This window comes from Pseudomonas sp. AM14(2022) (genome assembly GCF_036346455.1).
Taxonomy (GTDB): domain Bacteria; phylum Pseudomonadota; class Gammaproteobacteria; order Pseudomonadales; family Pseudomonadaceae; genus Aquipseudomonas; species Aquipseudomonas putida_A.
In genome coordinates this window covers 191058-215017 of record NZ_JAOTNY010000003.1, presented here as the reverse complement: position 1 = coordinate 215017, position 23960 = coordinate 191058, and the positions used below count along the sequence as shown (strand labels likewise).

Here is a 23960-nt window from a genome sequence, read left to right as displayed (position 1 = left end):
GTGGATTTAAGCTTTTCGGGGCATCCCCGGAAAGCGGCGCATTTTATACCACAGGGTGCACAGAAACGGAACCCGGAATCTGCAATCGCACCAGGGACATGGGCGCAGCCCCCTTGGAATCGCCTTCAAGCGCACCATTGTATAGACAGACGCGATGCACGCAGGCGCGGATTTGCGCCTTTCGTCTGTTAGAATCGCGTTTTTCAGGGTCGCAAAACGCACACCTGCCACCCTATCCGTATCAGCAAGCGCCGCCGAGCGCAGAGAGAGCCTGTATGACCGTCAACCTCAAAACCCCCGAGGACATCGCTGGCATGCGTGTCGCCGGCAAACTGGCCGCCGATGTGCTGGAAATGATTGCCGAACACGTCAAACCGGGCGTGACCACCGATCAACTGAACCAGATCTGCCACGACTACATCGTCAACGTGCAGCAGGCCATCCCTGCTCCGCTCAACTACAAGGGCTACCCGAAGTCGATCTGCACCTCGATCAACCACGTGGTCTGCCACGGCATCCCGAATGACAAGCCGCTGAAGAATGGCGACACGCTGAACATCGACGTCACCGTGATCAAGGACGGCTACCACGGCGACACCAGCCGCATGTTCCACGTTGGCGAAGTGCCGGTCTGGGCCGAACGCCTGTCGCAGGTCACTCAGGAATGCATGTACAAGGCGATCGAAATCGTCAAACCTGGCTGCCGCCTCGGCGACATCGGTGAAATCATCCAGAAGCACGCGGAAAAGAACGGTTTCTCGGTGGTTCGCGAGTTCTGCGGCCACGGCATCGGCAAGGTGTTCCACGAAGAGCCGCAGATCCTGCATTACGGTCGCGCCGGCACCGGCATGGAACTGAAGGCCGGTATGACCTTCACCATCGAACCGATGATCAACCAGGGCAAGGCCGACACCAAGGTACTGGGCGACGGCTGGACCGCGATCACCAAGGACCGCAAACTCTCGGCGCAGTGGGAACACACCCTGCTGGTGACCGACACCGGCTACGAGATCTTCACCCTGCGCGCCGACGACACCATCCCGCGCGTCTCGGCCTGATCCCAAGAACGCTCCCAGCCCTATAGAAGGAAAGCCAATCGATGCCGCAGGTGGATCCCGAACTCTTCGACCGCGGCCAGTTCCAGGCTGAACTGGCCCTGAAAGCGAGTCCCATCGCGGCGTTCAAGAAGGCGATCCGCCAGGCGCGCGAGGTCCTCGACACGCGTTTTCGCAGCGGCCGCGACATCCGCCGACTGATCGAAGACCGTGCGTGGTTCGTCGACAACATCCTGCAAAAAGCCTGGGAGCAGTTCAACTGGAGCGAAGACGCTGACATCGCGCTGGTCGCGGTCGGCGGCTACGGCCGGGGTGAGTTGCACCCCTATTCCGACATCGACCTGCTGATCCTGCTGGACAGCGCCGATCACGAAGTCTTCCGCGATTCCATCGAGCGTTTTCTGACGCTGCTGTGGGACATCGGCCTGGAAGTCGGTCAGAGCGTACGCTCGGTCGACGAATGCGCCGAAGAGGCCCGCGCCGACCTGACGGTGGTCACCAACCTGATGGAAAGCCGCACCATCTGCGGCCCCGAACGCCTGCGCCAGCGCATGCTCGATGTCACTAGCACCGCGCATATGTGGCCGGCCAAGGAGTTTTTCCTGGCCAAACGCGCCGAGCAAAAGGCCCGTCACCACAAGTACAACGACACCGAATACAACCTGGAACCCAACGTCAAAGGCTCGCCCGGTGGCCTGCGGGATATCCAGACGATTCTGTGGGTGGCCCGGCGTCAGTACGGCACCCTGAACCTGCGCGCCCTCGCCGGTGAAGGTTTCCTGGTCGAGAGCGAAAACGCCCTGTTGGCGTCGTCCCAGGAATTCCTCTGGAAAGTGCGTTACGCCCTGCACATGCTCGCCGGGCGCTCGGAAGACCGTCTGCTGTTCGATCATCAACGAACCATTGCCGGCCTGCTGGGTTTTGAAGGCGACGACGCCAAACAGGCCGTCGAAAACTTCATGCAGCAGTACTTCCGCGTGGTCATGAGCATCGCCCAGCTCAGCGACCTGATCATCCAGCACTTCGAGGAAGTGATCCTCGCCCCGGAAGACGAAGCACCGCCGCAGCCGATCAACTCGCGCTTCCAGCTGCACGACGGCTACATCGAAGCACGCAACGACAACGTGTTCCGCCGCACGCCGTTCGCCATGCTCGAGATCTTCGTGCTGATGGCCCAGCAGCCGGAAATCAAAGGCGTGCGCGCCGACACCATTCGTCTGCTGCGCGAGAACCGGCACCTGATCGACGACAACTTCCGCAACGATATCCGCAACACCAGCCTGTTCATCGAGCTGTTCAAGTGCAAGATCGGTGTACACCGCAACCTGCGCCGGATGAACCGTTACGGCATCCTCGGGCGCTATCTGCCGGAGTTCGGTTTCATCGTCGGGCAGATGCAGCACGACCTGTTCCACATCTATACGGTCGATGCGCACACGCTGAACCTGATCAAGCACCTGCGTAAGTTGCAGTACACCCAGGTGTCGGAAAAATTCCCGTTGGCCGCCAAGCTAATGGCCAAACTGCCCAAGCCCGAACTGATCTACATGGCCGGCCTGTATCACGACATCGGCAAGGGCCGGCATGGCGACCACTCCGACATCGGCGCGGTCGATGCCGAAGCGTTCTGCCAGCGCCATCAGTTGCCGCTGTGGGACAGCCGCCTGATCGTCTGGCTGGTGCAGAACCACCTGGTGATGTCGACCACTGCACAGCGCAAGGATCTGTCCGATCCGCAGGTGATCCACGATTTCGCCCAGATCGTCGGCGACGAAACCCGTCTGGATTACCTGTATGTGCTGACCGTGGCCGACATCAACGCCACCAACCCGACCCTGTGGAATTCGTGGCGCGCCAGCCTGCTGCGCCAGCTCTACACCGAGACCAAACGCGCTCTGCGCCGTGGCCTGGAAAATCCGGTGGATCGCGAAGAGCAGATCCGCCAGACCCAGAGTGCGGCGCTGGACATCCTGGTGCGCGGCGGCACCGATCCGGACGACGTCGAACAGTTGTGGGCGCAGTTGGGCGATGACTATTTCCTGCGTCACACCGCCGGCGACGTGGCTTGGCACAGTGACGCGATCCTGCAGCAGCCGGCTGATGGCGGTCCGCTGGTGCTGATCAAGGAAACCACCCAGCGCGAGTTCGAGGGCGGCACGCAGATCTTCATCTACGCCCCGGACCAGCACGACTTCTTCGCCGTGACCGTGGCCGCGATGGACCAGCTCAACCTGAACATTCACGACGCCCGGGTCATCACTTCGAGCAGCCAGTTCACCCTCGACACCTACATCGTGCTCGATACCGACGGCGACTCGATCGGCGACAACCCGGCGCGGGTCAAACAGATTCGCGACGGTCTGACCGAAGCGCTGCGCAATCCTGACGATTACCCGACGATCATCCAGCGCCGGGTGCCGCGCCAGCTCAAGCACTTCGCCTTCGCGCCGCAGGTGACGATCCACAACGACGCCCAGCGTCCGGTGACAGTGCTGGAACTGACGGCACCGGATCGCCCGGGCCTGCTGGCACGGATCGGCGGGATCTTCCTCGAGTTCGACCTGTCGCTGCAGAACGCCAAGATTGCGACCCTGGGCGAACGCGTAGAAGACGTGTTCTTCATCACCGACGCCCACAACCAGCCGCTCTCCGACCCGCTGCTGTGCAGTCGCCTGCAGGACGCAATCGTCGAGCAACTGAGCGTCAATCAGGAACCGGATATCAAGCTTTCGCGCATTAGTATTTGATCCAGCAATTCCCCCCCTGTGGGAGCGGGCTTGCTCGCGAAAGCGGTGTGTCTGGCAACACATCATTCACTGACACACCGCTTTCGCGAGCAAGCCCGCTCCCACATTGAACGAGGCCCCCATGAACAACGCTCTGAACCAGCTCCAGCCCTACCCGTTCGAAAAACTCCGCGCGCTGCTTGGCACGGTCACGCCGAACCCGGACAAACGCCCGATCGCCCTGTCGATCGGCGAGCCGAAACATCGCTCGCCAAGCTTTGTCGCCGAAGCGCTGGCGAACAATCTGGATCAGATGGCGGTGTATCCGACCACCCTCGGCATCCCGGCCCTGCGCGAAGCCATCGCCGGCTGGTGCGAACGTCGTTTTGGCGTACCGAGCGGCTGGATCGATCCGGCGCGCAATGTGCTGCCGGTCAACGGTACCCGCGAAGCGCTGTTCGCCTTCACCCAGACTGTGGTCAACCGTGGCGACGATGCACTGGTGGTCAGCCCGAACCCGTTCTATCAGATCTACGAAGGCGCAGCGTTCCTCGCCGGGGCCAAGCCGCACTACCTGCCTTGCCTGGACGAAAACGGCTTCAACCCGGATTTCGACGCCGTGTCACCGGACATCTGGAAACGCTGCCAGATCCTGTTTCTGTGCTCGCCAGGCAACCCGACCGGCGCACTGATCCCGGTTGATGTACTGAAAAAACTCATCGCCCTGGCCGACGAATACGACTTCGTGATCGCCGCCGACGAGTGCTACAGCGAACTGTACTTCGACGAACAGACCCCGCCGCCGGGCCTGCTCAGCGCCTGCGTCGAACTGGGCCGCAAGGACTTCAAGCGTTGCGTGGTGTTCCACAGCCTGTCCAAGCGCTCCAATCTGCCGGGCCTGCGCTCCGGGTTCGTCGCCGGTGACGCGGATATCCTCAAGGGTTTCCTGCTGTACCGCACCTACCACGGTTGCGCGATGCCGGTGCAAACCCAACTGGCCAGCGTTGCGGCGTGGAATGACGAAGTGCATGTACGCGCCAACCGTGCGCTGTACCGCGAGAAGTTCGACGCAGTGCTGGCAATTCTCAGCCCGGTGATGGACGTACAGCGTCCGGACGGCAGCTTCTACCTCTGGCCGAACGTGGCCGGTGACGATGCCGCATTCTGCCGCGACCTGTTCGAGCAGGAACATGTGACTGTCGTGCCAGGCTCGTATCTGTCGCGCGAGGTCGACGGCGTGAATCCGGGCGCCGGGCGCGTGCGCATGGCACTGGTTGCGCCTTTGGCTGAATGTGTTGAAGCTGCAGAACGGATCCGCGACTTCATCACCCGCCAACACTGAGTTTTTAATATCCGTGCCAGTCATCTGGCACGGACATACCCCTCAAGTTACATTTAAAACCACTTTACGACTACTCCAGACACTGCCCGAAGCTTAATCTCGCGCAGTGGTTTTTTGCATGCGCGAAACAACCAAAAAGACAAATCAAGGAGCAAGACAAAGCATGGACAACTTTCAATATTGCACGCTGCAAAAACCGGCTAAAGAACTCAAATCCAGCGCCCTTAACAACAGCCGAAAAAAACGCTCGTTGGTACACTACGACAAACTTTGGCCAAGCCGACACACTCTGAAAATAGCTTTCATGGACAACCCAACTCCGGAACACAAAGATAAAATCATTGCCGCCGCCGAAAAATGGCTTCCTTATATCAGTTTGAAGTTTGAGTTCGTTGAAGGCGTAGAGGGTGAGATCCGAATCGCCACCGAGGGTGTGGTGAACAGCTCATTTCTGGGTACCGATGCACTGGATATGTTTCCTGACACGCCAACCATGAACCTTGGCATCGACCCCGAACACGAAGACTTCGAGACGGTCGTCATCCACGAGTTTGGCCACGCACTCGGCGCGATGCACGAACACCAGCACCCCAAGGCGCAAATCCCCTGGAATAAAGAAAATGTTTACAACTACTACCAGAACAGACCGATGAATCCACTGTCGCGAGCCGAAGTTGACGACAATATATTTACGCCTTTTGACGATGCCGACGCGCTTTACTTGCCATACGATCGAAAATCCATCATGCACCATCCTGTTCCCAACAATTTGACGCTTGGCAATTGGGCGAATCCGATCAATCGCGAAATCAGTGATAAAGACAAACAGCTCATGCGGTTGATTTACCCACGTTGAATCACATCTTTACCGTGCCAGTTCTGTTGGCACGGTAATCCGTCATAAAATCGTACACATATCCAATTTACCTGCTCAGGCGCAGCAACTAGCATCCTTCATTCAAAGCGACTTTTCGGGAACAAAAAGCAGCCCGAGAAGTTACATATGACGAACGAAAACATGGATGTTCAGTTATGCACTCAACCCGGCTTCAGCCAAACAAAAAAACCGAAACCACACGCACCTCCCGCAACATCAAATGCACTTCGGAGGTTCAGTAAAATGTGGGCTAAAAACAATCCGGCAAAATTCTGGACTCCCGGCAGCACTCTCCGCATCGCCTTCCTCAACGGTACGCAGGAATTCAAGGACGCGACCATTGCCGCTGCCAGCAACTGGTTGCCGCACATCAACTTGAAATTCGATTTCGTTGAAGGTGAAGTGGGCGACATCCGCATACTCAGTCAGGAAGGAACGTTTTCCTCCCGGATAGGTACGGATGCTCTGCTACACCCCGATGAGCCGACCATGACACTGTGGCCGCATCCGAGTCTGCCACGTTACTTCGCAGCCAATGTCATGCATGAGTTCGGTCACATGCTGGGCGCGGAGCATGAACAGACCAATCCCACGGCAGATATTCCCTGGGACAAGCCAGCCATCTATGCACAATTTGGAATCACCGCCGACCCGGAAGAAGACGACTCCCAGGCCAGCGTGACGCGCAAACGCCTGCACGACTGGTACTTTGACCGCGGCAATCCCGACGAAAGCATTTATTCGGAATACGATCCAAAGTCGATCATGCACTATCGCATCAGCCAGTCCTGGACCATCGGAGACTTCCAGCTCTTCATTAATCTGGATCTCAGCGAAAAGGACAAAATCTTCATGGCGAACGCTTATCCCTGCCCCGCGAGTGAGTGAGCGCATCAGGTCCGTGTCAGGCTATTTGACCTGACCCAGATTCGCCTCACTCAAATCCAGCTCACCCAATACCTCACGCAACACGTCATCACCGATCTGGTGCTGACGACTGAGGCTATACAACTCCAGGCGCTGCGCCCGCAACGCCTTCAAGCGCAAGCGGCGTTCCAGCAGATCCATCTGGAACGCCAGCGCCTGGGCTTCGGCCGAATCATTGAACACGTCGAGCTGATGACGATACTCGGACATGATCCGCGCCTTGAGTTCCGCCGAGAGTGCGGCCTGCGCCGCATCCTGCGGGCCGACCTCTTCGGTTTCCAGCGCATGGATCGCCGCTTCGGCGGTCTTGCGCCAGGCGTCGCGCACTTCCTGACGGCGCTTGTCGTCCGGGCTTTTCTCGATGCCGCGCAACAGCAACGGCAAGGCTATGCAGGCGCAAATCAGCGACAACAGAATCACCCCGGCGGCGATGAAAATCAGCAGATCACGCTCGGGGAACGCCTCGGCCCCCATCAACATCGGTACCGACATCACACCGGCCAGCGTCACCGCCCCGCGCACTCCGCCGACAGTCAGCAACCAGCAGGATCGAGCGGTCGGCACTTGCGTCAGGTCGCCCTTGCCGCGCAGCCGTCGCAGCAGCACCGACAAACGCCAGATGCTCTGTACCCAGATAAAGCGCAACAGCACCAGCGCGAGGAAAATCGCCACCACGTCGAGGCCGCGATACATCAGCGTCGGCCACAACGTCGGTTCGTGGCTGACCACGGCCTTGATGATGTCCGGCAATTGCAGACCCAGCAGCAGAAAGATCAGGCCGTTGAAGGCAAATTCGAGCAATGACCAGACGCTGCGATTGAGCAGCCGGGTGCTGGTCTGCCGCGGCAGCAGATCGAGCCAGCTCTGCATCATCCCCGCCGCGACAGCCGAAAGAATCCCCGAAGCGCCCAGTCGCTCGGCCAAGACATAGGCGGCGAACGGCAGCAGCAACATGAACACCACGTGGGTGGCCGGATCGTCCCAGCCCCGGGCAATCATCCACGCGCGCAAGCGCCCGACCAGCCAGCTCAGCGCGACGCCGACGGCCAAGCCCCCGACCGCCACCAGTACGAACGTCAGGCTGGCATTGGCCAGCGAGAACACCCCGGTCACCGCCGCCACCAAGGCAAACTTGAACGTCACCAGACCCGAGGCATCGTTCATCAACGCCTCGCCTTGCAGGATGTGCATCAGCGGTGTCGGCAAGCGGTTCTGCGAGATCGCCGAGACCGCCACGGCGTCGGTCGGCGAGAGCACGGCGGCCAGCGCGAAGGCCACCGGCAGCGGAATGCTCGGCAACAGCCAGTGAATGAAGTAACCGGCGCCGACCACGGTGAACAGCACCAGGCCAACCGCCAGCGTCAGGATCGGCCCGCGCAGATGCCAGAATTCGCGTTTGGGCATGCGCCAACCGTCGGAAAACAGCAGCGGCGGCAAGAACAGAAACAGGAACAATTCGGGGTCCAGCGCGACGTGCAGGCCCAGTGTCGGCCAGGCCAGCAAGGCACCGGCGGCGATTTGCACGAGGGGCAGCGGCAGCGGGACGACCCGTCCGACCAGCCGCGAAACGCTGACCAGCATCAGCAGGATCAGGACGGTATAAGCGGTTTGCATAAAGCGGAAATCTCAGACAATCGACAGCGTTGAACTGCCATATTAGCCGCTTAGGATGCGTCTGGCGTTTGCACCTATGTCGCAGCCCTGTCGCAGATCCCCTGTGGGAGCGGGCTTGCTCGCGAAGGCGGTGGGTCATTGAGTAATGATTTCGACAGAAACGGCCCTTTCGCGAGCAAGCCCGCTCCCACAGGGTAATCTGCAAGCATATAAACCTCAGGCGCCGCGAAACCGTTTGGTCATGGCATAATCCGACACCATTTTTTTCCAGCACCTGTAAAGGGGGCGATTCCTTGACCGTTTCAAGTAAAACGTTGCACCTTTTCGGCATCAAAGCCTGCGACACCATGAAGAAGGCGCGCACCTGGCTCGATGAACACGCTGTCAGCTACGACTTCCATGACTACAAAACCGCCGGTATCGACCGTGAGCACCTGACCCAATGGTGTGACGAGCACGGCTGGCAAACGGTGTTGAACCGTGCAGGCACGACCTTTCGCAAACTCGACGACGAACGTAAAGCCGATCTCGACCAGTCGAAAGCCATCGAACTGATGCTCGCTCAACCCTCGATGATCAAGCGCCCGGTGCTCGATCTCGGTGACCGAACCCTGATTGGCTTCAAGCCAGACATCTACGCGGCCGCACTCAAGTAAGCAGCCCGTCACTTATTGCTAGAGGTATTCACATGTCCAACTCTCTGTTCAGCATCGCCTTTGGTGTCGGCACGCAAAACCGTCAAGGCGCCTGGCTGGAAGTGTTCTACGCTCAGCCACTGCTCAACCCGTCGGCCGAACTGGTCGCCGCTGTTGCGCCGATCCTCGGTTACACCGAAGGCAACCAGGCCATCACCTTCACCACTGCGCAGGCTGCGCAACTGGCTGAAGCGGTCAAAGGCATCGACGCCGTTCAAGGCAAGCTGCTGACCCGTCTGGCCGAGAGCCACAAGCCACTGGTCGCCACCCTGCTGGCCGAAGACACACAACTGACCTCGACGCCTGAGGCGTACCTCAAGCTGCACCTGCTGTCGCATCGTCTGGTCAAACCACACGGCGTAAGCCTGGCCGGGATCTTCCCGCTGCTGCCGAACGTGGCCTGGACCAGCCAGGGTGCAATCGACCTGAGCGAACTGGCCGAAATGCAACTGGAAGCGCGTCTGCGCGGCGAGCTGCTGGAAGTGTTCTCGGTGGACAAGTTCCCGAAAATGACCGACTACGTGGTTCCGGCCGGCGTGCGTATCGCTGACGCTGCACGTCTGCGTCTGGGCGCTTACGTGGGCGAAGGCACCACCGTGATGCACGAAGGCTTCATCAACTTCAACGCCGGCACCGAAGGCCCGGGCATGATCGAAGGCCGCGTTTCCGCTGGCGTATTCGTCGGCAAGGGTTCGGACCTTGGCGGCGGCTGCTCGACCATGGGCACCCTGTCGGGCGGCGGCAACATCGTGATCAAGGTGGGCGAAGGCTGCCTGATCGGCGCCAACGCCGGTATCGGTATCCCGTTGGGCGACCGCAACACCGTCGAGTCGGGCCTGTACGTGACCGCCGGCACCAAGGTCGCGCTGTTGGACGAGCACAACAACCTGGTCAAGGTGGTGAAGGCGCGCGAGCTGGCCGGTCAGACCGACCTGCTGTTCCGTCGCAACTCGGAAACCGGTGCCGTGGAGTGCAAGACCCACAAATCGGCGATCGAGCTGAACGAAGCGCTGCACGCGCACAACTAAGCAGCCACATGATCCCCCCTGTGGGAGCGGGCTTGCTCGCGAAGGCGTAGTGTCATTCAGCAACTTATTGACTGACAGGACGCATTCGCGAGCAAGCCCGCTCCCACAAGGTTCGGCGTACATCCCGCCCCTCTTCACCAGGGCTGAAAACTGTGATGATTCCCTCCCCGTGGCGCGCCGACTTTCCGGCCATCGCCGCCCTGCAACGGCAAGACCAGACCTATCTGGACAACGCCGCCACCACGCAAAAACCCCAGGCCCTGCTCGACGCACTGACGCATTACTACGCCAACGGCGCAGCCAATGTGCACCGTGCGCAGCATCTGCCCGGCGCCCACGCGACGCAGGCGTTCGAAGACAGTCGGCTCAAGGTTGCCCAGTGGCTGAATGCCGGTGACAGCGGGCAGATCATCTTCACCCATGGCGCCACCAGTGCGCTGAATCTCCTGGCCTATGGCCTGGAACATCTTTTCCACCCGGGCGATGAAATTGTCATCAGCGCCCTGGAGCATCACGCCAACCTGCTGCCGTGGCAGCAACTGGCACAGCGTCGCGAGCTGAAACTGGTGATCCTGCCGCTGGACGCCGACGGCGTGATCGACCTCGGCGCCGCCGTGCGTTTGATCACCCCGCGCACTCGCTTGCTGGCGGTCAGTCAGCTGTCCAACGTGCTCGGTGCCTGGCAACCATTGCCGGCGCTGCTGGCGATGGCCAAGGCGCAGAACGCGCTGACCGTGGTCGATGGCGCCCAGGGTGTGGTGCATGGTCGCCACGATGTGCAGGCGCTGGGTTGCGACTTCTATGTGTTTTCCAGCCACAAGCTATACGGCCCCGATGGCCTCGGCGTGCTATTCGGGCGCAACAAGGCGCTTGAGCAACTGCGGCCGTGGCAGTTCGGCGGCGAAATGGTGCTGGAAGCCAACTATCACGATGCACGCTTCCGCCCTGCCCCGCTGGGTTTCGAGGCGGGCACGCCGCCGATTGCCAGCGTGATCGGCCTCGGCGCAACCCTCGATTATCTGGCTGGCCTGGATCAGGACGCGGTGTCGGCCCACGAAGCTGCGCTGCACGCTTACCTGCTGCAAGGCCTGGCCGCGCGCAACGGCATTCGTCTGCTGGGCAAGCCGCAATTGGCGCTGGCGAGTTTCGTCGTCGAGGGCGTGCACAACGCCGATCTGGCGCACTTGCTGACCGAGCAAGGTATCGCCGTGCGCGCCGGGCATCACTGCGCCATGCCGTTGCTGAAAAGCTTCGAACTGGCCGGGGCTATTCGCGTGTCACTGGCGCTGTACAACGACTCCGAGGATCTGGAGCGTTTCTTCGAAGCGCTGGATCAGGCCCTGGAGTTGCTGCGATGAGCCTGCCGCTCGCCGCCGCCGAAGCGCTGCAGACCTTTCAGAATGCCGCCGGTTGGGAACAACGGGCGCGGTTGCTGATGCAGTTTGGCGATCGTCTGCCGCCGCTGGATGACGCGGACAAATGCGAAGCCAACCGGGTGCATGGCTGTGAGAGCCAAATGTGGCTGATGGGTGAGTTGCAGGACGGTCACTGGCAGTTCAGCGCTGCCAGCGATGCGCGGATGATTCGTGGGTTGGTGGCGTTGCTGCTGTTGCGGGTCAACGGCTTGAGCGCTGCCGAGTTGCGGCAGGTGGATTTGCCCGAGTGGTTCAATCAGCTGGGACTTTCGCGGCAGTTGTCGCCGTCGCGCAGTAATGGCTTGAATGCCGTGCTCCAGCGGATGAATAAGTTGGCTAAATAAAGCGCCTGCTTCGCAGCCATCGCGAGCAGGCTCACTCCTACAATTGGAATGCGTCCCCCTGTAGGAGTGAGCCTGCTCGCGATGAGGCCATCAGCCCCAGAATCAAACCTGAGGCTTCACCCGATCCGCTGGCCGCCGCACACCCGCCACAATCTTGTCCACCGCCTTGGTCGCCGCGACCATGCCGAACGTCGCCGTGACCATCATCACCGCGCCAAACCCGCCGGCGCAGTCCAGCTTCACGCCATCGCCGACAAAACTCTTCTGCAAACAAATGCTGCCATCCGGTTTCGGATAACGCAGCTGTTCCGTGGAAAACACACACGGCACGCTGTAATGCCGGGTCACGGTGCGCGAAAAGCCATAATCACGACGCAACGTCGAGCGCACTTTCGAGGCCAGCGGGTCATTGAACGTGCGGTTGAGGTCGCAGACCTGAATCAGCGTCGGATCGATCTGCCCGCCCGCACCGCCGGTGGTAATGATCTGGATCTTGCGGCGCTTGCACCAGGCGATCAGCGCCGCCTTGGCGTTGACCGCGTCAATGCAGTCGATCACGCAGTCGATGTTCGGCGTGATGTACTCGGCCATGGTGTCGCGGGTGACGAAATCCGCCACCGCATGCACTTTGCAATCCGGATTGATCCCGCGCAGACGCTCGGCCATCACCTCGACCTTGGGCTTGCCGACAGTGCTGTCCAATGCGTGCAACTGGCGGTTGGCGTTGCTGACGCAGACGTCGTCGAGGTCGAACAGCGAAATCTCGCCGACGCCACAGCGGGCCATGGCTTCCGCCGCCCAGGAACCGACGCCACCGACGCCGACAATCGCCACATGGGCCGCGCGCAAGCGCTCCATGCCTTCGATGCCATACAAACGGGCGATGCCTGCAAACCGCGGATCTTCTGTACTCATGACCATTACCCCAAAAACCGGCGCGCATTATAGGGCTACGCAGCGACAAGTTTTAAGCTTCGAGCTACAAGTGTAAGAACTTAAGTCAAAGTCGGCTGCCCAATGTCGGGCATTTTCCTGCCCGGTGTACGAGCAGTGAACTGCCGGTGTAGGATTCGCGCCCTTTTGGCGTAAGCCGATCCGTTCCTTCGTTCCACAGCCTTTGGAACCCGAAATAGCTATGTCATCGCGTAAATTTGGTCTCAACCTGGTGGTGGTTCTGGCAATCGCCGCCCTGTTCACCGGTTTCTGGGCGCTGATCAACCGCCCGGTCTCCGCGCCCAACTGGCCGGAACAGATCTCCGGTTTTTCCTATTCGCCATTCCAGCAGGGCCAGTTCCCGCAGAAGGATCAGTATCCGACTGACGACGAAATGCGTCGCGACCTGGAGATCATGAGCAAGCTGACGGACAACATCCGCATCTACTCGGTCGACGGTTCGCTGCAGGACATCCCGAAACTGGCGGAAGAGTTCGGTCTGCGCGTGACCCTCGGGATCTGGATCAGCCCCGATCAGGAACGCAACGAGCGCGAGATCCAGCGCGCCATCGAACTGGCCAATACTTCGCGCAGCGTGGTTCGCGTGGTGGTCGGTAACGAGGCGATCTTCCGCAAGGAAATCACTGCCGAGCAACTGAGCGTGCTGCTGGATCGCGTGCGCGCGGCGGTGAAAGTGCCGGTGACCACCTCCGAGCAGTGGCACGTCTGGGAAGAACACCCGGAACTGGCCAAGCACGTCGACCTGATCGCTGCGCACGTGCTGCCGTACTGGGAATTCATCCCCGTGGACAAGGCCGGACAGTTCGTCTTCGACCGTGCCCGCGACCTGAAAAAGCTGTTCCCGAAAAAACCGTTGCTGCTGTCCGAAGTCGGCTGGCCGAGCAATGGGCGCATGCGCGGTGGCGCCGATGCGTCGCCGGCGGATCAGGCTATCTATCTGCGTACGCTGGTCAACAAACTCAACCGTCAGGGCTTCAACTACTTCGTGATCGAAGCCTTCGACCAGCCGTGGAAGGCCAGTGACGAAGGTTCGGTGGGCGCCTACTGGGGCGTGTTCAACGCCGCGCGCCAGCAGAAATTCAACTTCGAAGGCCCGGTGGTCGCCATCCCGCAATGGCGCGTGCTGGCCATCGGTTCGGTGGTGCTGGCGCTGCTGTCGCTGACCCTGCTGATGATCGACGGCTCGGCCCTGCGCCAGCGTGGCCGCACCTTCCTGACCTTTATCGCGTTCCTTTGCGGTTCGGTGCTGGTGTGGATCGGTTACGACTACAGCCAGCAATACAGCACGTGGTTCAGCCTGACGGTGGGTTTCCTCCTGGCACTGGGTGCGCTCGGGGTGTTTATCGTGTTGCTGACCGAGGCGCATGAACTGGCCGAAGCGGTCTGGACCCACAAGCGCCGGCGTGAATTCCTGCCGGTGGTGGGCGACTCGGACTACAGGCCGAAAGTCTCGATCCACGTCCCTTGCTACAACGAGCCGCCGGAGATGGTCAAACAGACCCTCGATGCCCTGGCCGCCCTCGATTACCCGGACTACGAAGTCCTGATCATCGACAACAACACCAAAGACCCGGCCGTGTGGGAGCCGGTGCGCGACTACTGCGCGACTCTTGGTCCGCGTTTCAAGTTCTTCCACGTTGCGCCATTGGCCGGGTTCAAGGGCGGTGCGCTGAACTACCTGATTCCGCACACCGCCAAGGACGCCGAAGTGATCGCGGTGATCGACTCCGACTACTGCGTGCATCCGAACTGGCTCAAGCACATGGTGCCGCACTTCGCCGATCCGAAAATCGCCGTGGTGCAGTCGCCGCAGGATTACCGCGACCAGAACGAAAGCACCTTCAAGAAGCTCTGCTACGCCGAATACAAGGGCTTCTTCCACATTGGCATGGTCACCCGTAACGACCGCGACGCGATCATTCAGCACGGCACCATGACCATGACCCGCCGTTCGGTTCTGGAAGAGCTGGGCTGGGCCGACTGGTGCATCTGTGAAGACGCCGAACTCGGCCTGCGCGTGTTCGAAAAAGGCCTGTCCGCGGCGTATTACCACGACAGCTACGGCAAGGGTCTGATGCCGGACACCTTCATCGACTTCAAGAAGCAGCGTTTCCGCTGGGCCTATGGCGCGATCCAGATCATCAAGCGCCACACCCGCAGCCTGCTGCGCGGCAAGGACACCGAACTGACCCGTGGCCAGCGTTACCACTTCCTCGCGGGCTGGCTGCCATGGGTCGCGGACGGCATGAACATCTTCTTCACCGTCGGCGCCCTGCTGTGGTCGGCGGCGATGATCATCGTGCCGCAACGGGTCGATCCGCCGCTGCTGATTTTCGCCATCCCACCATTGGCGCTGTTCGTGTTCAAGGTCGGCAAGATCATCTTCCTCTACCGTCGCGCCGTCGGCGTGAACCTCAAGGATGCGTTCTGCGCCGCACTGGCTGGCCTGGCGTTGTCGCACACCATCGCCAAAGCGGTGCTGTACGGCTTCTTCACCAGCAGCATTCCGTTCTTCCGCACGCCGAAAAACGCCGACAACCATGGTTTCTGGGTGGCGATTTCCGAAGCGCGCGAAGAGCTGTTCATCATGCTGCTGTTGTGGGGCGCGGCGCTGGGGATCTACCTGGTGCAGGGCATTCCGAGCAACGACATGCGCTTCTGGGTCGCAATGCTGCTGGTGCAGTCGCTGCCATACCTGGCCGCGCTGATCATGGCGTTCCTCTCGTCGCTGCCAAAACCTGCGACAGCGCCTGAACCGGCGCCTGTCGTCTAATTCCTCTTTGATCCACTAAACGGCGGCCAATGGTCGCCGTTTTGCTTTAAGATAACCGCCATTTTGCGGGGCTTGGCGTGATAACGGTCTGACTGACCGAACACTATCCCCTGTAGGAGTGAGCCTGCTCGCGATTGCGGTGTAACAATCAATGTTTAAGTTGACTGACACACCGCAATCGCGAGCAGGCTCACTCCTACAGTCAATCCGCGCCCACATTCATGACTCCGGAGTTTTCCATGACGGCCCACGCCGACCTTTCGCCGACCCTCCAACTCGCCATCGACCTGATCCGCCGTCCGTCCGTGACGCCGGTCGACGCCGATTGCCAGAAGCAGATGATGCAGCGCCTGGGCGATGCCGGTTTCACCCTGGAGCCGATGCGCATCGAAGATGTGGATAACTTCTGGGCCACCCACGGCAACGACGACGGCCCGGTGCTGTGCTTCGCCGGCCACACCGACGTGGTGCCGACCGGTCCGGTGACCGCCTGGCAGATCGACCCGTTCAACGCGCTGATCGATGAGCACGGCATGCTCTGCGGTCGCGGCGCAGCGGACATGAAAGGCAGCTTGGCGTCGATGACCGTGGCCGCCGAGCGTTTTGTCGCCGACTACCCGAACCACAAGGGCAAGGTCGCGTTTCTGATCACCAGCGACGAAGAAGGCCCGGCCCACCACGGCACCAAAGCGGTGGTTGAACGTCTGGTGGCGCGCAAGGAACGTCTGGACTGGTGCATCGTCGGCGAACCGTCGAGCACCACGCTGGTCGGTGACGTGGTGAAAAACGGTCGCCGTGGCTCTCTGGGCGCCAAACTCACCGTGCGCGGCGTGCAGGGTCACGTGGCCTACCCGCATCTGGCGAAAAACCCGATCCACCTCGCCGCCCCGGCACTGGCCGAACTGGCTGCCGAGCATTGGGATCACGGCAACGATTTCTTCCCGCCGACCAGTTTCCAGATTTCCAACCTCAACTCCGGCACCGGCGCGACCAACGTGATCCCGGGTGATCTGGTGGCGGTGTTCAATTTCCGTTTCTCCACCGAATCCACCGTCGAAGGCCTGCAGAAACGCGTGGCCGACATCCTCGACAAGCACGGTCTGGACTGGCACATCGACTGGGCGCTGTCCGGCCTGCCGTTCCTCACCGAGCCAGGCGCGCTGCTCGACGCGGTGTCGTCGAGCATCAAGGACATCACCGGCCGCGAGACCAAGGCGTCGACCAGTGGCGGTACCTCCGATGGCCGTTTCATCGCGACCATGGGCACGCAAGTGGTTGAGCTGGGCCCGGTCAACGCAACCATTCACCAGGTCAACGAACGTGTGCTGGCGGCCGATCTCGACGTGCTGACCGAGATCTACTACCAGACCCTGATCAAGTTGCTCGCCTGATGCTCGCGTGCCCGATCTGCAGTGAACCGCTGAACAGCGTCGATAACGGTGTGGTCTGCCCCGCCGGCCACCGCTTCGACCGCGCGCGGCAGGGTTATCTGAACCTGCTGCCGGTGCAACACAAGAACAGCCGTGATCCTGGCGACAATCAGGCGATGGTCGAGGCGCGCCGCGACTTCCTGAACGCCGGGCATTACGCGCCGGTGGCCAAGCGTCTGGCCGAGCTGGCGGCAAGTTATACGCCGGCACGTTGGGTCGATATTGGTTGCGGTGAGGGTTACTACACCGCACAGATTGCCGATGCCCTGCCGGACGCCGATGGCTACGCGCTGGACATCTCCCGCGAGGCGGTCAAACGCGCCTGCAAGCGTAATCCGGCAATCACCTGGTTGATCGCCAGCATGGCCCGCGTGCCATTGGCGTCGGGCAGTTGCCAGTTTCTCGCCAGCGTTTTCAGCCCTCTGGACTGGGCAGAAGCCAAGCGCCTGCTCAGCGTCGGCGGCGGCCTGATGAAGGTCGGCCCGACCAGCGGCCACCTGATGGAACTGCGCGAACGCCTGTACGACGAAGTGCGCGAATACACCGACGACAAGCATCTGGCATTAGTGCCCGAAGGTATGGCGCTGGCGCACAGCGAAACCCTGGAATTCAAACTGACGCTGGACAAGCCCGAGGATCGCGCCAACCTGTTGGCGATGACGCCCCACGGCTGGCGCGCCAGTGCCGAACGCCGCGCCGCCGTGATCGAACAGGCCGAGCCGTTCGTGACCACCGTATCGATGCGCTACGATTATTTCGTTCTTCAATAACTTTTGGTCTCGGGCAAGTGCCCGGGGCCGGCTAAATCCGCGAATGGATTTTTCAGACCCGCAGTGAGGACATCCATGCGCCAACCGGATATCGAGATTTACCTGAAAGACGCCGACGTCGACCACAAGGCGATTTCCGCCTGGCTCGGTGAGGCTCTGGGCCCGTGCAGCGACTGGGTACAGAAAGGTCAGACCTACAAGTGCAAGGCCGGCAACATCCCGGTGACCTGGCTGCCGAAAGCCGTGGGCAAGTGGAACAGCCTGTACCTGGAAAGCGACGCGACCCCATGGGGCGACGACATCGCCTGCGCCCGTGCAGCTTTCGCCGCGCTGAACGTCGAGGTGCGTTGCGCACCGGGCACGTGGGTCGAGGAAGAGGGTGAGGAAACGGCTGATCGCTGGATTCGCATCAGCGCCGACGGTGAAGAAGAGATCACCTGGAAAACCGCGTAATCCCGGGCAACACAGATCCAAATGTGGGAGCGGGCTTGCTCCGGGCGGCGTTCCGACGAATGCGGTGTATCAGCTCCAGATGTGCTGAATGACACGACGCATTCGCGAGCAAGCCCGCTCCCACAGTGGTTTTGGGATGTTTTGGAGGGTTGTGTTACAGACCTACCACATCCTCAGCCTGCAATCCCTTCTCCCCCGTCACCACCGCATACTCAACCTGCTGACCTTCAGTCAGCGACCGATGCCCTTCCCCGCGAATCGCGCGGTAGTGCACGAACACGTCCACCCCGTCGTCGCGCTGAATGAAGCCGTAGCCCTTGGCGTCGTTGAACCACTTCACGTTGCCGGTTTCACGTGTTGCCATCTGTTCATACTCCTTTTTTATTATTGAACAGGCTTTTCGCAGGAAAGCCTTTGCGGAACGTCAGACTGCGCCCGACGTCCATAAAGGGCCCCGGCGACAGATTGCCGAGTATATGACAGGCGCAAAAAGTCTCAACAGGAGATTACTTCGCCGCTTTTTTGCCGATTTTCGGTGAATACGGCAAACTGTCGACCTCCCGAGCAAACGCTCGGTTTTATTCACTCACGCAGAAGCCGTATGACCCGTTCCCCGTTCCGCCGTCTTGTGTTTGGCACCTTGCGCCGACTGTTGTACCTCTGGGTTCGCTCGGAGACGATCAACCAGTCGTCGTTCACCCTCAACCTCGACCGCAGTCGTCCGGTGTTCTACGTCCTGCAAAACCCTTCGCTCACCGATCTGGCGGTGGTCGACACCGAGTGCACCAAGGCCGGTCTGCCGCGTCCGGTGCTGCCGGTGTCGGTGGGGCCGTTGATCGAACCGGCGGCGTTTTTCTACCTGACGCCGGATCCGGACTGGCTCGGTCGTCAGGACAAGCGCGGCGCACCGCCGACCCTGACCCGTCTGGTCAGCGCCCTGACCCAGAACGCCGCCGAAGATGCGCAGATCATTCCGGTCAGCGTGTTCTGGGGCCAGTCGCCGGACAGCGAAAACAGTCCGTGGAAGCTGCTGTTCGCCGACAGCTGGGCGGTCACCGGGCGCTTGCGTCGACTGCTGAGCATCATCGTTCTGGGGCGCAAGACCCGCGTGCAGTTCTCCGCGCCGATTCACCTGCGCGAACTGATCGAGCACAACAAGGGCCACGAACGCACCGTGCGCATGGCCCAGCGCATCCTGCGCGTGCACTTCCGCAATCTGAAAGCCGCCGTCATCGGCCCGGACATCTCGCACCGTCGTAACCTGGTCAAAGGCCTGCTCAACCAGCCACTGGTCAAGCAAGCGATCCTCGACGAAGCCGAACGCGAGAACATCTCCCCGGAAAAAGCCAAGGCTCAGGCCCTGCGCTACGGCAACGAGATCGCCTCGGACTACACCTACACCGCGATCCGTTTTCTCGAAGTGGTGCTGAGCTGGTTCTGGAACAAGATCTACGACGGGATCAAGGTCAACCACATCGAAGGCGTGCAGAAGGTCGCCCAGGGTCACGAAGTGATCTACGTGCCGTGCCACCGCAGCCACATCGACTATCTGTTGCTGTCGTACTTGCTGTTCCGCAACGGCCTGACCCCGCCGCACATCGCCGCCGGGATCAACCTCAACATGCCGGTGATCGGCAGCCTGCTGCGCCGTGGCGGCGCGTTCTTCATGCGCCGCACGTTCAAGGGCAATCCGCTGTACACCTCGGTGTTCAACGAATACCTGCACACCCTGTTCACCAAAGGTTTCCCGGTGGAATACTTCGTAGAGGGCGGCCGCTCGCGCACCGGACGCATGCTGCAACCGAAGACCGGCATGCTCGCGATCACGATGCGCAGCTTCCTGCGCTCGTCGCGCATGCCAATTGTCTTCGTGCCGGTGTACATCGGTTACGAGCGCGTGCTGGAAGGCCGGACCTACCTCGGCGAACTGCGTGGCGCGAGCAAGAAGAAAGAGTCGATCTTCGACATTTTCAAAGTCATCGGTGCGCTCAAGCAACGCTTCGGTCAGGTCGCGGTGAACTTCGGCGAGCCGATCAAACTCGCGGAATTCCTCGACAGCGAACAGCCAGACTGGCGCCAGCAGGAACTCGGCCCGCAGTACAAACCGGCGTGGCTCAACGAGACCACCAACCGCCTTGGCGAGAAAGTCGCGCAGCACTTGAACGAAGCAGCGGCGATCAACCCGGTCAACCTGGTGGCGCTGGCGCTGCTGTCGACCACCCGCCTGGCGCTGGACGATCGAGCCATGGCGCGGGTGCTGGACCTGTATCTGGCATTGCTGCGCAAAGTCCCTTACTCGCCGCACACGACCCTGCCGGAAGGCGATGGCCGTGCGCTGATAGAGCATGTGAAGGACATGGATCTGCTGTCCGAACAGAACGATGCGTTGGGCAAGATTCTCTATCTGGACGAGCAGAACGCTGTCCTGATGACCTACTACCGCAACAACGTGCTGCACATCTTCGCCTTGCCGGCGCTGCTGGCGAGCTTCTTCCAGAGCACCTCGCGCATGAGCCGCGAACAGATCCTGCGCTACACCCGCGCGTTGTATCCGTACTTGCAATCGGAGCTGTTCATTCGCTGGAGCCTGGAGGAACTGGACGGCGTGGTCGATCAATGGCTGGAAGCTTTCGTCGAGCAAGGCCTGCTGCGTTTCGAGAAGGACGTATACATGCGTCCGGCGCCAAGTTCGCGGCACTTTGTCCTGCTGACCCTGCTGTCGAAAAGCATCGCGCAGACCCTGCAGCGCTTCTACATGACCGTGTCCCTGCTGCTCAACAGCGGCCAGAACAGCATCAGCGCCGAAGAGCTGGAGGATCTGTGCACGGTCATGGCCCAGCGCCTGTCGATCCTCCACGGTTTGAACGCCCCGGAGTTCTTCGACAAGAGCCTGTTCCGCCACTTCATCCAGACCCTGCTCGACCTCGACGTGCTGCGCCGCGACGAAGCGGGCAAGCTGAGCTACCACGAACTGCTCGGCGAACTGGCCGAAGGCGCTGCCAAACGGGTGTTGCCGGCGGAGATTCGTCTGTCGATTCGTCAAGTGGCCTTGCATCGCAGTGAAGATGCCGCCGAAACAGCGGATACACCACAAGTCTGAAACTTGCTGACAACTAACGGGCGCGCACTTCAATGGCCCCGTTAGTTGATTCATGGATTAATAGGCGCAACCCACCAATCACGATACGGATATCGAGATGAGCCTGTTAAACGAAGAAACTTGCGCAGTAATCCTGGACTTCCGTCTACCGCCCGAATTCCACGCGCCTGCCGATGGTGTCAATGAAACCATTGTCAGCGTCAAAGTATTCAATTCCCAATCGCCTATTAACATCAAGGACTGGCACCGTGCTGCGATCTTCGACGCCGGCTGGAAATTTGACTTCCCTCATCACTACGGCGATGTAGGCGTCAGGTACCAAGTCAATGTGCAGATCCTTCATGACCAAATACCCTTGCTGATCGAGCAGGACTACTTCGTCACTGTCAACAACACTCCCCATCGCCAAACCCTGCACCTGAGCCCGATCGGTTTTCTATATGTCGAGGCTCAAGAAGCCGAAATTGTTGCGCCAGAAGAAGCGGTCACCATCAGTCTGCATGAAGCAGAGTCTCCCGAAGTTGAGCTGGTGCATGTCAAACAAGACGAACAGTCAGTCTCCGGTTTTTATCTGAAATATGATCCTGACAGCGTTATACCCGGTAAACGCTATGCACTGACGGGTATTGAAAACCGCTACCATCAACGTCTTGTGATCTCACCTGAACAAGTCGAACTGGCTCCCGCGATGCCCAGCACAAGCGCGCTGTCGTTTCATAAATTGATGCAGTGGCTGGAAAAACCCTTACGTTTGTTCACTGACGCTGGCACCAAAATCCGCTAGATTTCCTTCGGCGCCGGGATTCTTCCGGCGCAACCGTCTCAGAGGCCCCGATGAAAAAACTCACCCTTCTCGCCGCAGCCACCCTGTTGAGCGCCTGCCAGTCGACCACCCCCGCCGGCAAAGTCGGCCTCGACGGCGAAGTGTTCTACCTGCAACGCATCGCCCTGCCACCGAGCGCGACTTTGAGCGTGAGCCTGCAGGACGTATCGCTGGCCGACGCCCCGGCGGTGGTCCTCGACGAACAGAAAGGCCCGGCCAAAGGCCAGGTGCCGCTGCCGTTCCACTTGAGTTACGATCCGGCCCAGGTCAAACCCGGCCACCGCTACTCGGTCAGCGCGCGCATCGAAGTCAACGGCGAGTTGATGTTCATCACCACCGAAAACCACGCCGTGAAACTGGACGGCAACGATCCGCAGCCGCTGAAAATCCGCGTCGACGCCATTCGCTAATTGTCTTTCAAGGAAGCTGCCATGCTCCGCCCTACCCTTCGCTTCGCCGGCCTGTGCGCGGGCCTGATGATCTCTGCCAGCGCCCTGGCACTGTCGCTCAGCGACCTCTCGCAACAAGATGCCACCGGCGGCCTCAAGGACGCCCTGACCCAAGGCGCGCAAATCGCCGTCAAACAACTCGGCACCCCGGGCGGCTTCAGCAACAACCCGGAAGTGAAAATCGAACTGCCGGGCAAACTCGGCAAAGTCGCCGGCAAGATGAAAGCCTTCGGCATGGGCGCCCAGGTCGACGAACTCGAAACCGCGATGAACAAGGCCGCAGAAAGCGCCGTAACCCAGGCCCAACCGATCCTCGTCGACGCCGTGAAGAAAATGACCGTGGCCGACGCCAAGGGCATCCTCAGCGGCGGCACCGACTCGGCCACCCAATACCTGGACAAAACCAGCCGCGAACAGATCCGCGCCAAGTTCCTGCCCATCGTCAAACAAGCCACCGACAAAGTCGGCGTCGCACAAAAGTACAACGCCTTCGCCGGCCAGGCCGCGACCCTCGGCGTGGTGGATGCGAAGAGCGCCAACGTCGAAAACTACGTCACCGAACAAGCGCTCAATGGCCTGTTCGAAATGATCGGCAAACAGGAAGAAACCATCCGCAAGAATCCGGCTGCTGCAGCGACGGGTCTGGCGAAGAAAGTGTTCGGCACCTTGTAATTTTTGCCGCGGCACGAAAAAGCCCGCTGAACCGGTGAAGGTCAGCGGGCTTTTTATTGTGGGTCAGCCTTGCGGATCCACCTGATCGAGGACGCGGTTAACCGACAGCTCCGCGAGCGAAATCATCTGCTGGATACCGAGAAGCTGACTGCACGTCGGGCCGCTCAGGGTAAACGCCAACTCACTGGCCATGACATTGGCCGAGGCCAGCGTTTCACAGGCATGGGCCAGCAGGGTTTCGGAATCGACTTCGGGGAGGACAGTGAAAATTGTGCTGGGCTGAGTGACGGGTTTGGGCTGTTTTTCAGGCTGGGGCAGGAGGTAGTGATCGAGCGCATGCAGGGCTGCGTCGTGGAGCTTGCGCGAGTCAAGGAAGGCGTAGGGCGAGACGGGGTCGGTTGGCCGTTCGGGGGTGGTTTCGGGTGCGGATTCGGGGGGATTCGGGGTGTGTTTGAACATGGTGGAACTCCTGAAGTAGTGGAGCCGCCACCGTTCGCTGCGAAACGAATGTAG

The 23960-nt window shown here is 60.5% G+C and carries 21 protein-coding genes; 17 read left to right on the top strand and 4 right to left on the bottom strand.

What is annotated here, in order from left to right:
• Window positions 1-275: 275 nt before the first annotated feature.
• The 5 genes from map to V3W27_RS07720 all read left to right on the top strand — a co-directional run bounded on the left by map (window position 276) and on the right by V3W27_RS07720 (window position 6888).
• Window positions 276-1058, top strand: coding sequence for a type I methionyl aminopeptidase (map, locus tag V3W27_RS07740; protein WP_007964271.1), 783 nt, complete (start codon window positions 276-278; stop codon window positions 1056-1058).
• A 41-nt stretch (window positions 1059-1099) separates the two neighbouring features.
• On the top strand, window positions 1100-3802 hold the full coding sequence (locus V3W27_RS07735) for a [protein-PII] uridylyltransferase (protein WP_098967462.1): 2703 nt from the start codon (window positions 1100-1102) through the stop codon (window positions 3800-3802).
• A gap of 121 nt (window positions 3803-3923) precedes the next feature.
• Window positions 3924-5123, top strand: a complete 1200-nt coding sequence (gene dapC, locus V3W27_RS07730; RefSeq protein WP_115988116.1) for a succinyldiaminopimelate transaminase — start codon at window positions 3924-3926, stop codon at window positions 5121-5123.
• Window positions 5124-5286: 163 nt separating this feature from the next.
• Window positions 5287-5979: a M12 family metallopeptidase gene (locus V3W27_RS07725; protein ID WP_097086437.1), complete on the top strand. Its 693-nt coding sequence runs from the start codon at window positions 5287-5289 to the stop codon at window positions 5977-5979.
• A 147-nt stretch (window positions 5980-6126) separates the two neighbouring features.
• Window positions 6127-6888, top strand: coding sequence for a hypothetical protein (locus V3W27_RS07720; protein WP_223849621.1), 762 nt, complete (start codon window positions 6127-6129; stop codon window positions 6886-6888).
• A gap of 21 nt (window positions 6889-6909) precedes the next feature.
• Here the strand turns inward: V3W27_RS07720 and V3W27_RS07715 are convergent, their stop codons facing one another.
• A complete protein-coding gene (locus tag V3W27_RS07715; RefSeq protein ID WP_027611022.1) occupies window positions 6910-8541 on the bottom strand; it encodes a Na+/H+ antiporter in 1632 nt (543 codons plus the stop codon).
• A 293-nt stretch (window positions 8542-8834) separates the two neighbouring features.
• Between V3W27_RS07715 and V3W27_RS07710 the strand changes: the two genes are divergently transcribed.
• From V3W27_RS07710 to V3W27_RS07695, 4 genes are all read left to right on the top strand, one after another.
• On the top strand, window positions 8835-9197 hold the full coding sequence (locus tag V3W27_RS07710; RefSeq protein ID WP_003222107.1) for an ArsC family reductase: 363 nt from the start codon (window positions 8835-8837) through the stop codon (window positions 9195-9197).
• Between the two features lie 32 nt (window positions 9198-9229).
• Complete coding sequence (gene dapD, locus V3W27_RS07705; protein WP_139055356.1) at window positions 9230-10264, top strand: 2,3,4,5-tetrahydropyridine-2,6-dicarboxylate N-succinyltransferase; 1035 nt, start codon at window positions 9230-9232, stop codon at window positions 10262-10264.
• A gap of 152 nt (window positions 10265-10416) precedes the next feature.
• Window positions 10417-11622 carry an aminotransferase class V-fold PLP-dependent enzyme gene (locus tag V3W27_RS07700; RefSeq protein ID WP_330206334.1) on the top strand — a complete coding sequence of 402 codons (1206 nt, stop codon included), beginning with the start codon at window positions 10417-10419 and terminating at the stop codon, window positions 11620-11622.
• Complete coding sequence (locus tag V3W27_RS07695; RefSeq protein ID WP_330206333.1) at window positions 11619-12023, top strand: SufE family protein; 405 nt, start codon at window positions 11619-11621, stop codon at window positions 12021-12023. Before V3W27_RS07700 ends, V3W27_RS07695 begins: the two co-directional genes overlap by 4 nt.
• A 102-nt stretch (window positions 12024-12125) precedes the next feature.
• On the opposite strand, the gene tcdA is transcribed toward V3W27_RS07695, so the two are convergent.
• On the bottom strand, window positions 12126-12944 hold the full coding sequence (gene tcdA, locus V3W27_RS07690; RefSeq protein WP_330206332.1) for a tRNA cyclic N6-threonylcarbamoyladenosine(37) synthase TcdA: 819 nt from the start codon (window positions 12942-12944) through the stop codon (window positions 12126-12128).
• A 214-nt stretch (window positions 12945-13158) separates the two neighbouring features.
• Here tcdA and V3W27_RS07685 point away from each other — a divergent pair, with 214 nt between their 5' ends.
• The 4 genes from V3W27_RS07685 to V3W27_RS07670 all read left to right on the top strand — a co-directional run bounded on the left by V3W27_RS07685 (window position 13159) and on the right by V3W27_RS07670 (window position 18403).
• Window positions 13159-15750, top strand: coding sequence for a glycosyltransferase (locus tag V3W27_RS07685; protein ID WP_096795823.1), 2592 nt, complete (start codon window positions 13159-13161; stop codon window positions 15748-15750).
• Window positions 15751-15989: 239 nt separating this feature from the next.
• Window positions 15990-17141 (top strand): succinyl-diaminopimelate desuccinylase, encoded by a 1152-nt coding sequence (gene dapE / locus V3W27_RS07680; RefSeq protein ID WP_330206331.1) that lies wholly within the window; start codon window positions 15990-15992, stop codon window positions 17139-17141.
• Entirely contained in the window at window positions 17141-17950 is an 810-nt protein-coding gene (locus V3W27_RS07675; RefSeq protein WP_330206330.1) for a putative RNA methyltransferase, read from the top strand. Before dapE ends, V3W27_RS07675 begins: the two co-directional genes overlap by 1 nt.
• Window positions 17951-18025: 75 nt before the next feature.
• On the top strand, window positions 18026-18403 hold the full coding sequence (locus V3W27_RS07670) for a hypothetical protein (protein WP_330206329.1): 378 nt from the start codon (window positions 18026-18028) through the stop codon (window positions 18401-18403).
• A gap of 154 nt (window positions 18404-18557) precedes the next feature.
• Here V3W27_RS07670 and V3W27_RS07665 read toward each other — a convergent pair whose 3' ends face one another.
• Window positions 18558-18767, bottom strand: a complete 210-nt coding sequence (locus V3W27_RS07665; RefSeq protein ID WP_003222087.1) for a cold-shock protein — start codon at window positions 18765-18767, stop codon at window positions 18558-18560.
• Window positions 18768-19004: 237 nt separating this feature from the next.
• Between V3W27_RS07665 and plsB the strand changes: the two genes are divergently transcribed.
• The 4 genes from plsB (at window position 19005) to V3W27_RS07645 (ending at window position 23447) form a co-directional block, all read left to right on the top strand.
• Window positions 19005-21503, top strand: coding sequence for a glycerol-3-phosphate 1-O-acyltransferase PlsB (gene plsB / locus V3W27_RS07660; RefSeq protein ID WP_027611015.1), 2499 nt, complete (start codon window positions 19005-19007; stop codon window positions 21501-21503).
• A gap of 97 nt (window positions 21504-21600) precedes the next feature.
• Window positions 21601-22287: a hypothetical protein gene (locus V3W27_RS07655; protein WP_330206328.1), complete on the top strand. Its 687-nt coding sequence runs from the start codon at window positions 21601-21603 to the stop codon at window positions 22285-22287.
• Between the two features lie 50 nt (window positions 22288-22337).
• Entirely contained in the window at window positions 22338-22736 is a 399-nt protein-coding gene (locus V3W27_RS07650) for a YbaY family lipoprotein (protein WP_247269410.1), read from the top strand.
• 21 nt (window positions 22737-22757) lie between these two features.
• Complete coding sequence (locus tag V3W27_RS07645; RefSeq protein WP_086792179.1) at window positions 22758-23447, top strand: DUF4197 domain-containing protein; 690 nt, start codon at window positions 22758-22760, stop codon at window positions 23445-23447.
• A 63-nt stretch (window positions 23448-23510) separates the two neighbouring features.
• Here V3W27_RS07645 and V3W27_RS07640 read toward each other — a convergent pair whose 3' ends face one another.
• Window positions 23511-23906: a DUF6124 family protein gene (locus V3W27_RS07640; RefSeq protein ID WP_330206327.1), complete on the bottom strand. Its 396-nt coding sequence runs from the start codon at window positions 23904-23906 to the stop codon at window positions 23511-23513.
• Window positions 23907-23960 lie beyond the last annotated feature (54 nt).

Coding starts and splice junctions, on each gene's coding strand:
- V3W27_RS07715 (WP_027611022.1), bottom strand. CDS start 8,541: ATGCAAACCGCTTATACCGTCCTGATCCTGCTGATGCTGGTCAGCGTT.
- V3W27_RS07665 (WP_003222087.1), bottom strand. CDS start 18,767: ATGGCAACACGTGAAACCGGCAACGTGAAGTGGTTCAACGACGCCAAG.
- plsB (WP_027611015.1), top strand. CDS start 19,005: ATGACCCGTTCCCCGTTCCGCCGTCTTGTGTTTGGCACCTTGCGCCGA.
- map (WP_007964271.1), top strand. CDS start 276: ATGACCGTCAACCTCAAAACCCCCGAGGACATCGCTGGCATGCGTGTC.
- dapD (WP_139055356.1), top strand. CDS start 9,230: ATGTCCAACTCTCTGTTCAGCATCGCCTTTGGTGTCGGCACGCAAAAC.
- dapC (WP_115988116.1), top strand. CDS start 3,924: ATGAACAACGCTCTGAACCAGCTCCAGCCCTACCCGTTCGAAAAACTC.
- dapE (WP_330206331.1), top strand. CDS start 15,990: ATGACGGCCCACGCCGACCTTTCGCCGACCCTCCAACTCGCCATCGAC.
- V3W27_RS07645 (WP_086792179.1), top strand. CDS start 22,758: ATGCTCCGCCCTACCCTTCGCTTCGCCGGCCTGTGCGCGGGCCTGATG.
- V3W27_RS07685 (WP_096795823.1), top strand. CDS start 13,159: ATGTCATCGCGTAAATTTGGTCTCAACCTGGTGGTGGTTCTGGCAATC.
- V3W27_RS07650 (WP_247269410.1), top strand. CDS start 22,338: ATGAAAAAACTCACCCTTCTCGCCGCAGCCACCCTGTTGAGCGCCTGC.
- V3W27_RS07670 (WP_330206329.1), top strand. CDS start 18,026: ATGCGCCAACCGGATATCGAGATTTACCTGAAAGACGCCGACGTCGAC.
- V3W27_RS07735 (WP_098967462.1), top strand. CDS start 1,100: ATGCCGCAGGTGGATCCCGAACTCTTCGACCGCGGCCAGTTCCAGGCT.
- V3W27_RS07725 (WP_097086437.1), top strand. CDS start 5,287: ATGGACAACTTTCAATATTGCACGCTGCAAAAACCGGCTAAAGAACTC.
- V3W27_RS07655 (WP_330206328.1), top strand. CDS start 21,601: ATGAGCCTGTTAAACGAAGAAACTTGCGCAGTAATCCTGGACTTCCGT.
- V3W27_RS07695 (WP_330206333.1), top strand. CDS start 11,619: ATGAGCCTGCCGCTCGCCGCCGCCGAAGCGCTGCAGACCTTTCAGAAT.
- V3W27_RS07720 (WP_223849621.1), top strand. CDS start 6,127: ATGACGAACGAAAACATGGATGTTCAGTTATGCACTCAACCCGGCTTC.
- tcdA (WP_330206332.1), bottom strand. CDS start 12,944: ATGGTCATGAGTACAGAAGATCCGCGGTTTGCAGGCATCGCCCGTTTG.
- V3W27_RS07640 (WP_330206327.1), bottom strand. CDS start 23,906: ATGTTCAAACACACCCCGAATCCCCCCGAATCCGCACCCGAAACCACC.
- V3W27_RS07675 (WP_330206330.1), top strand. CDS start 17,141: ATGCTCGCGTGCCCGATCTGCAGTGAACCGCTGAACAGCGTCGATAAC.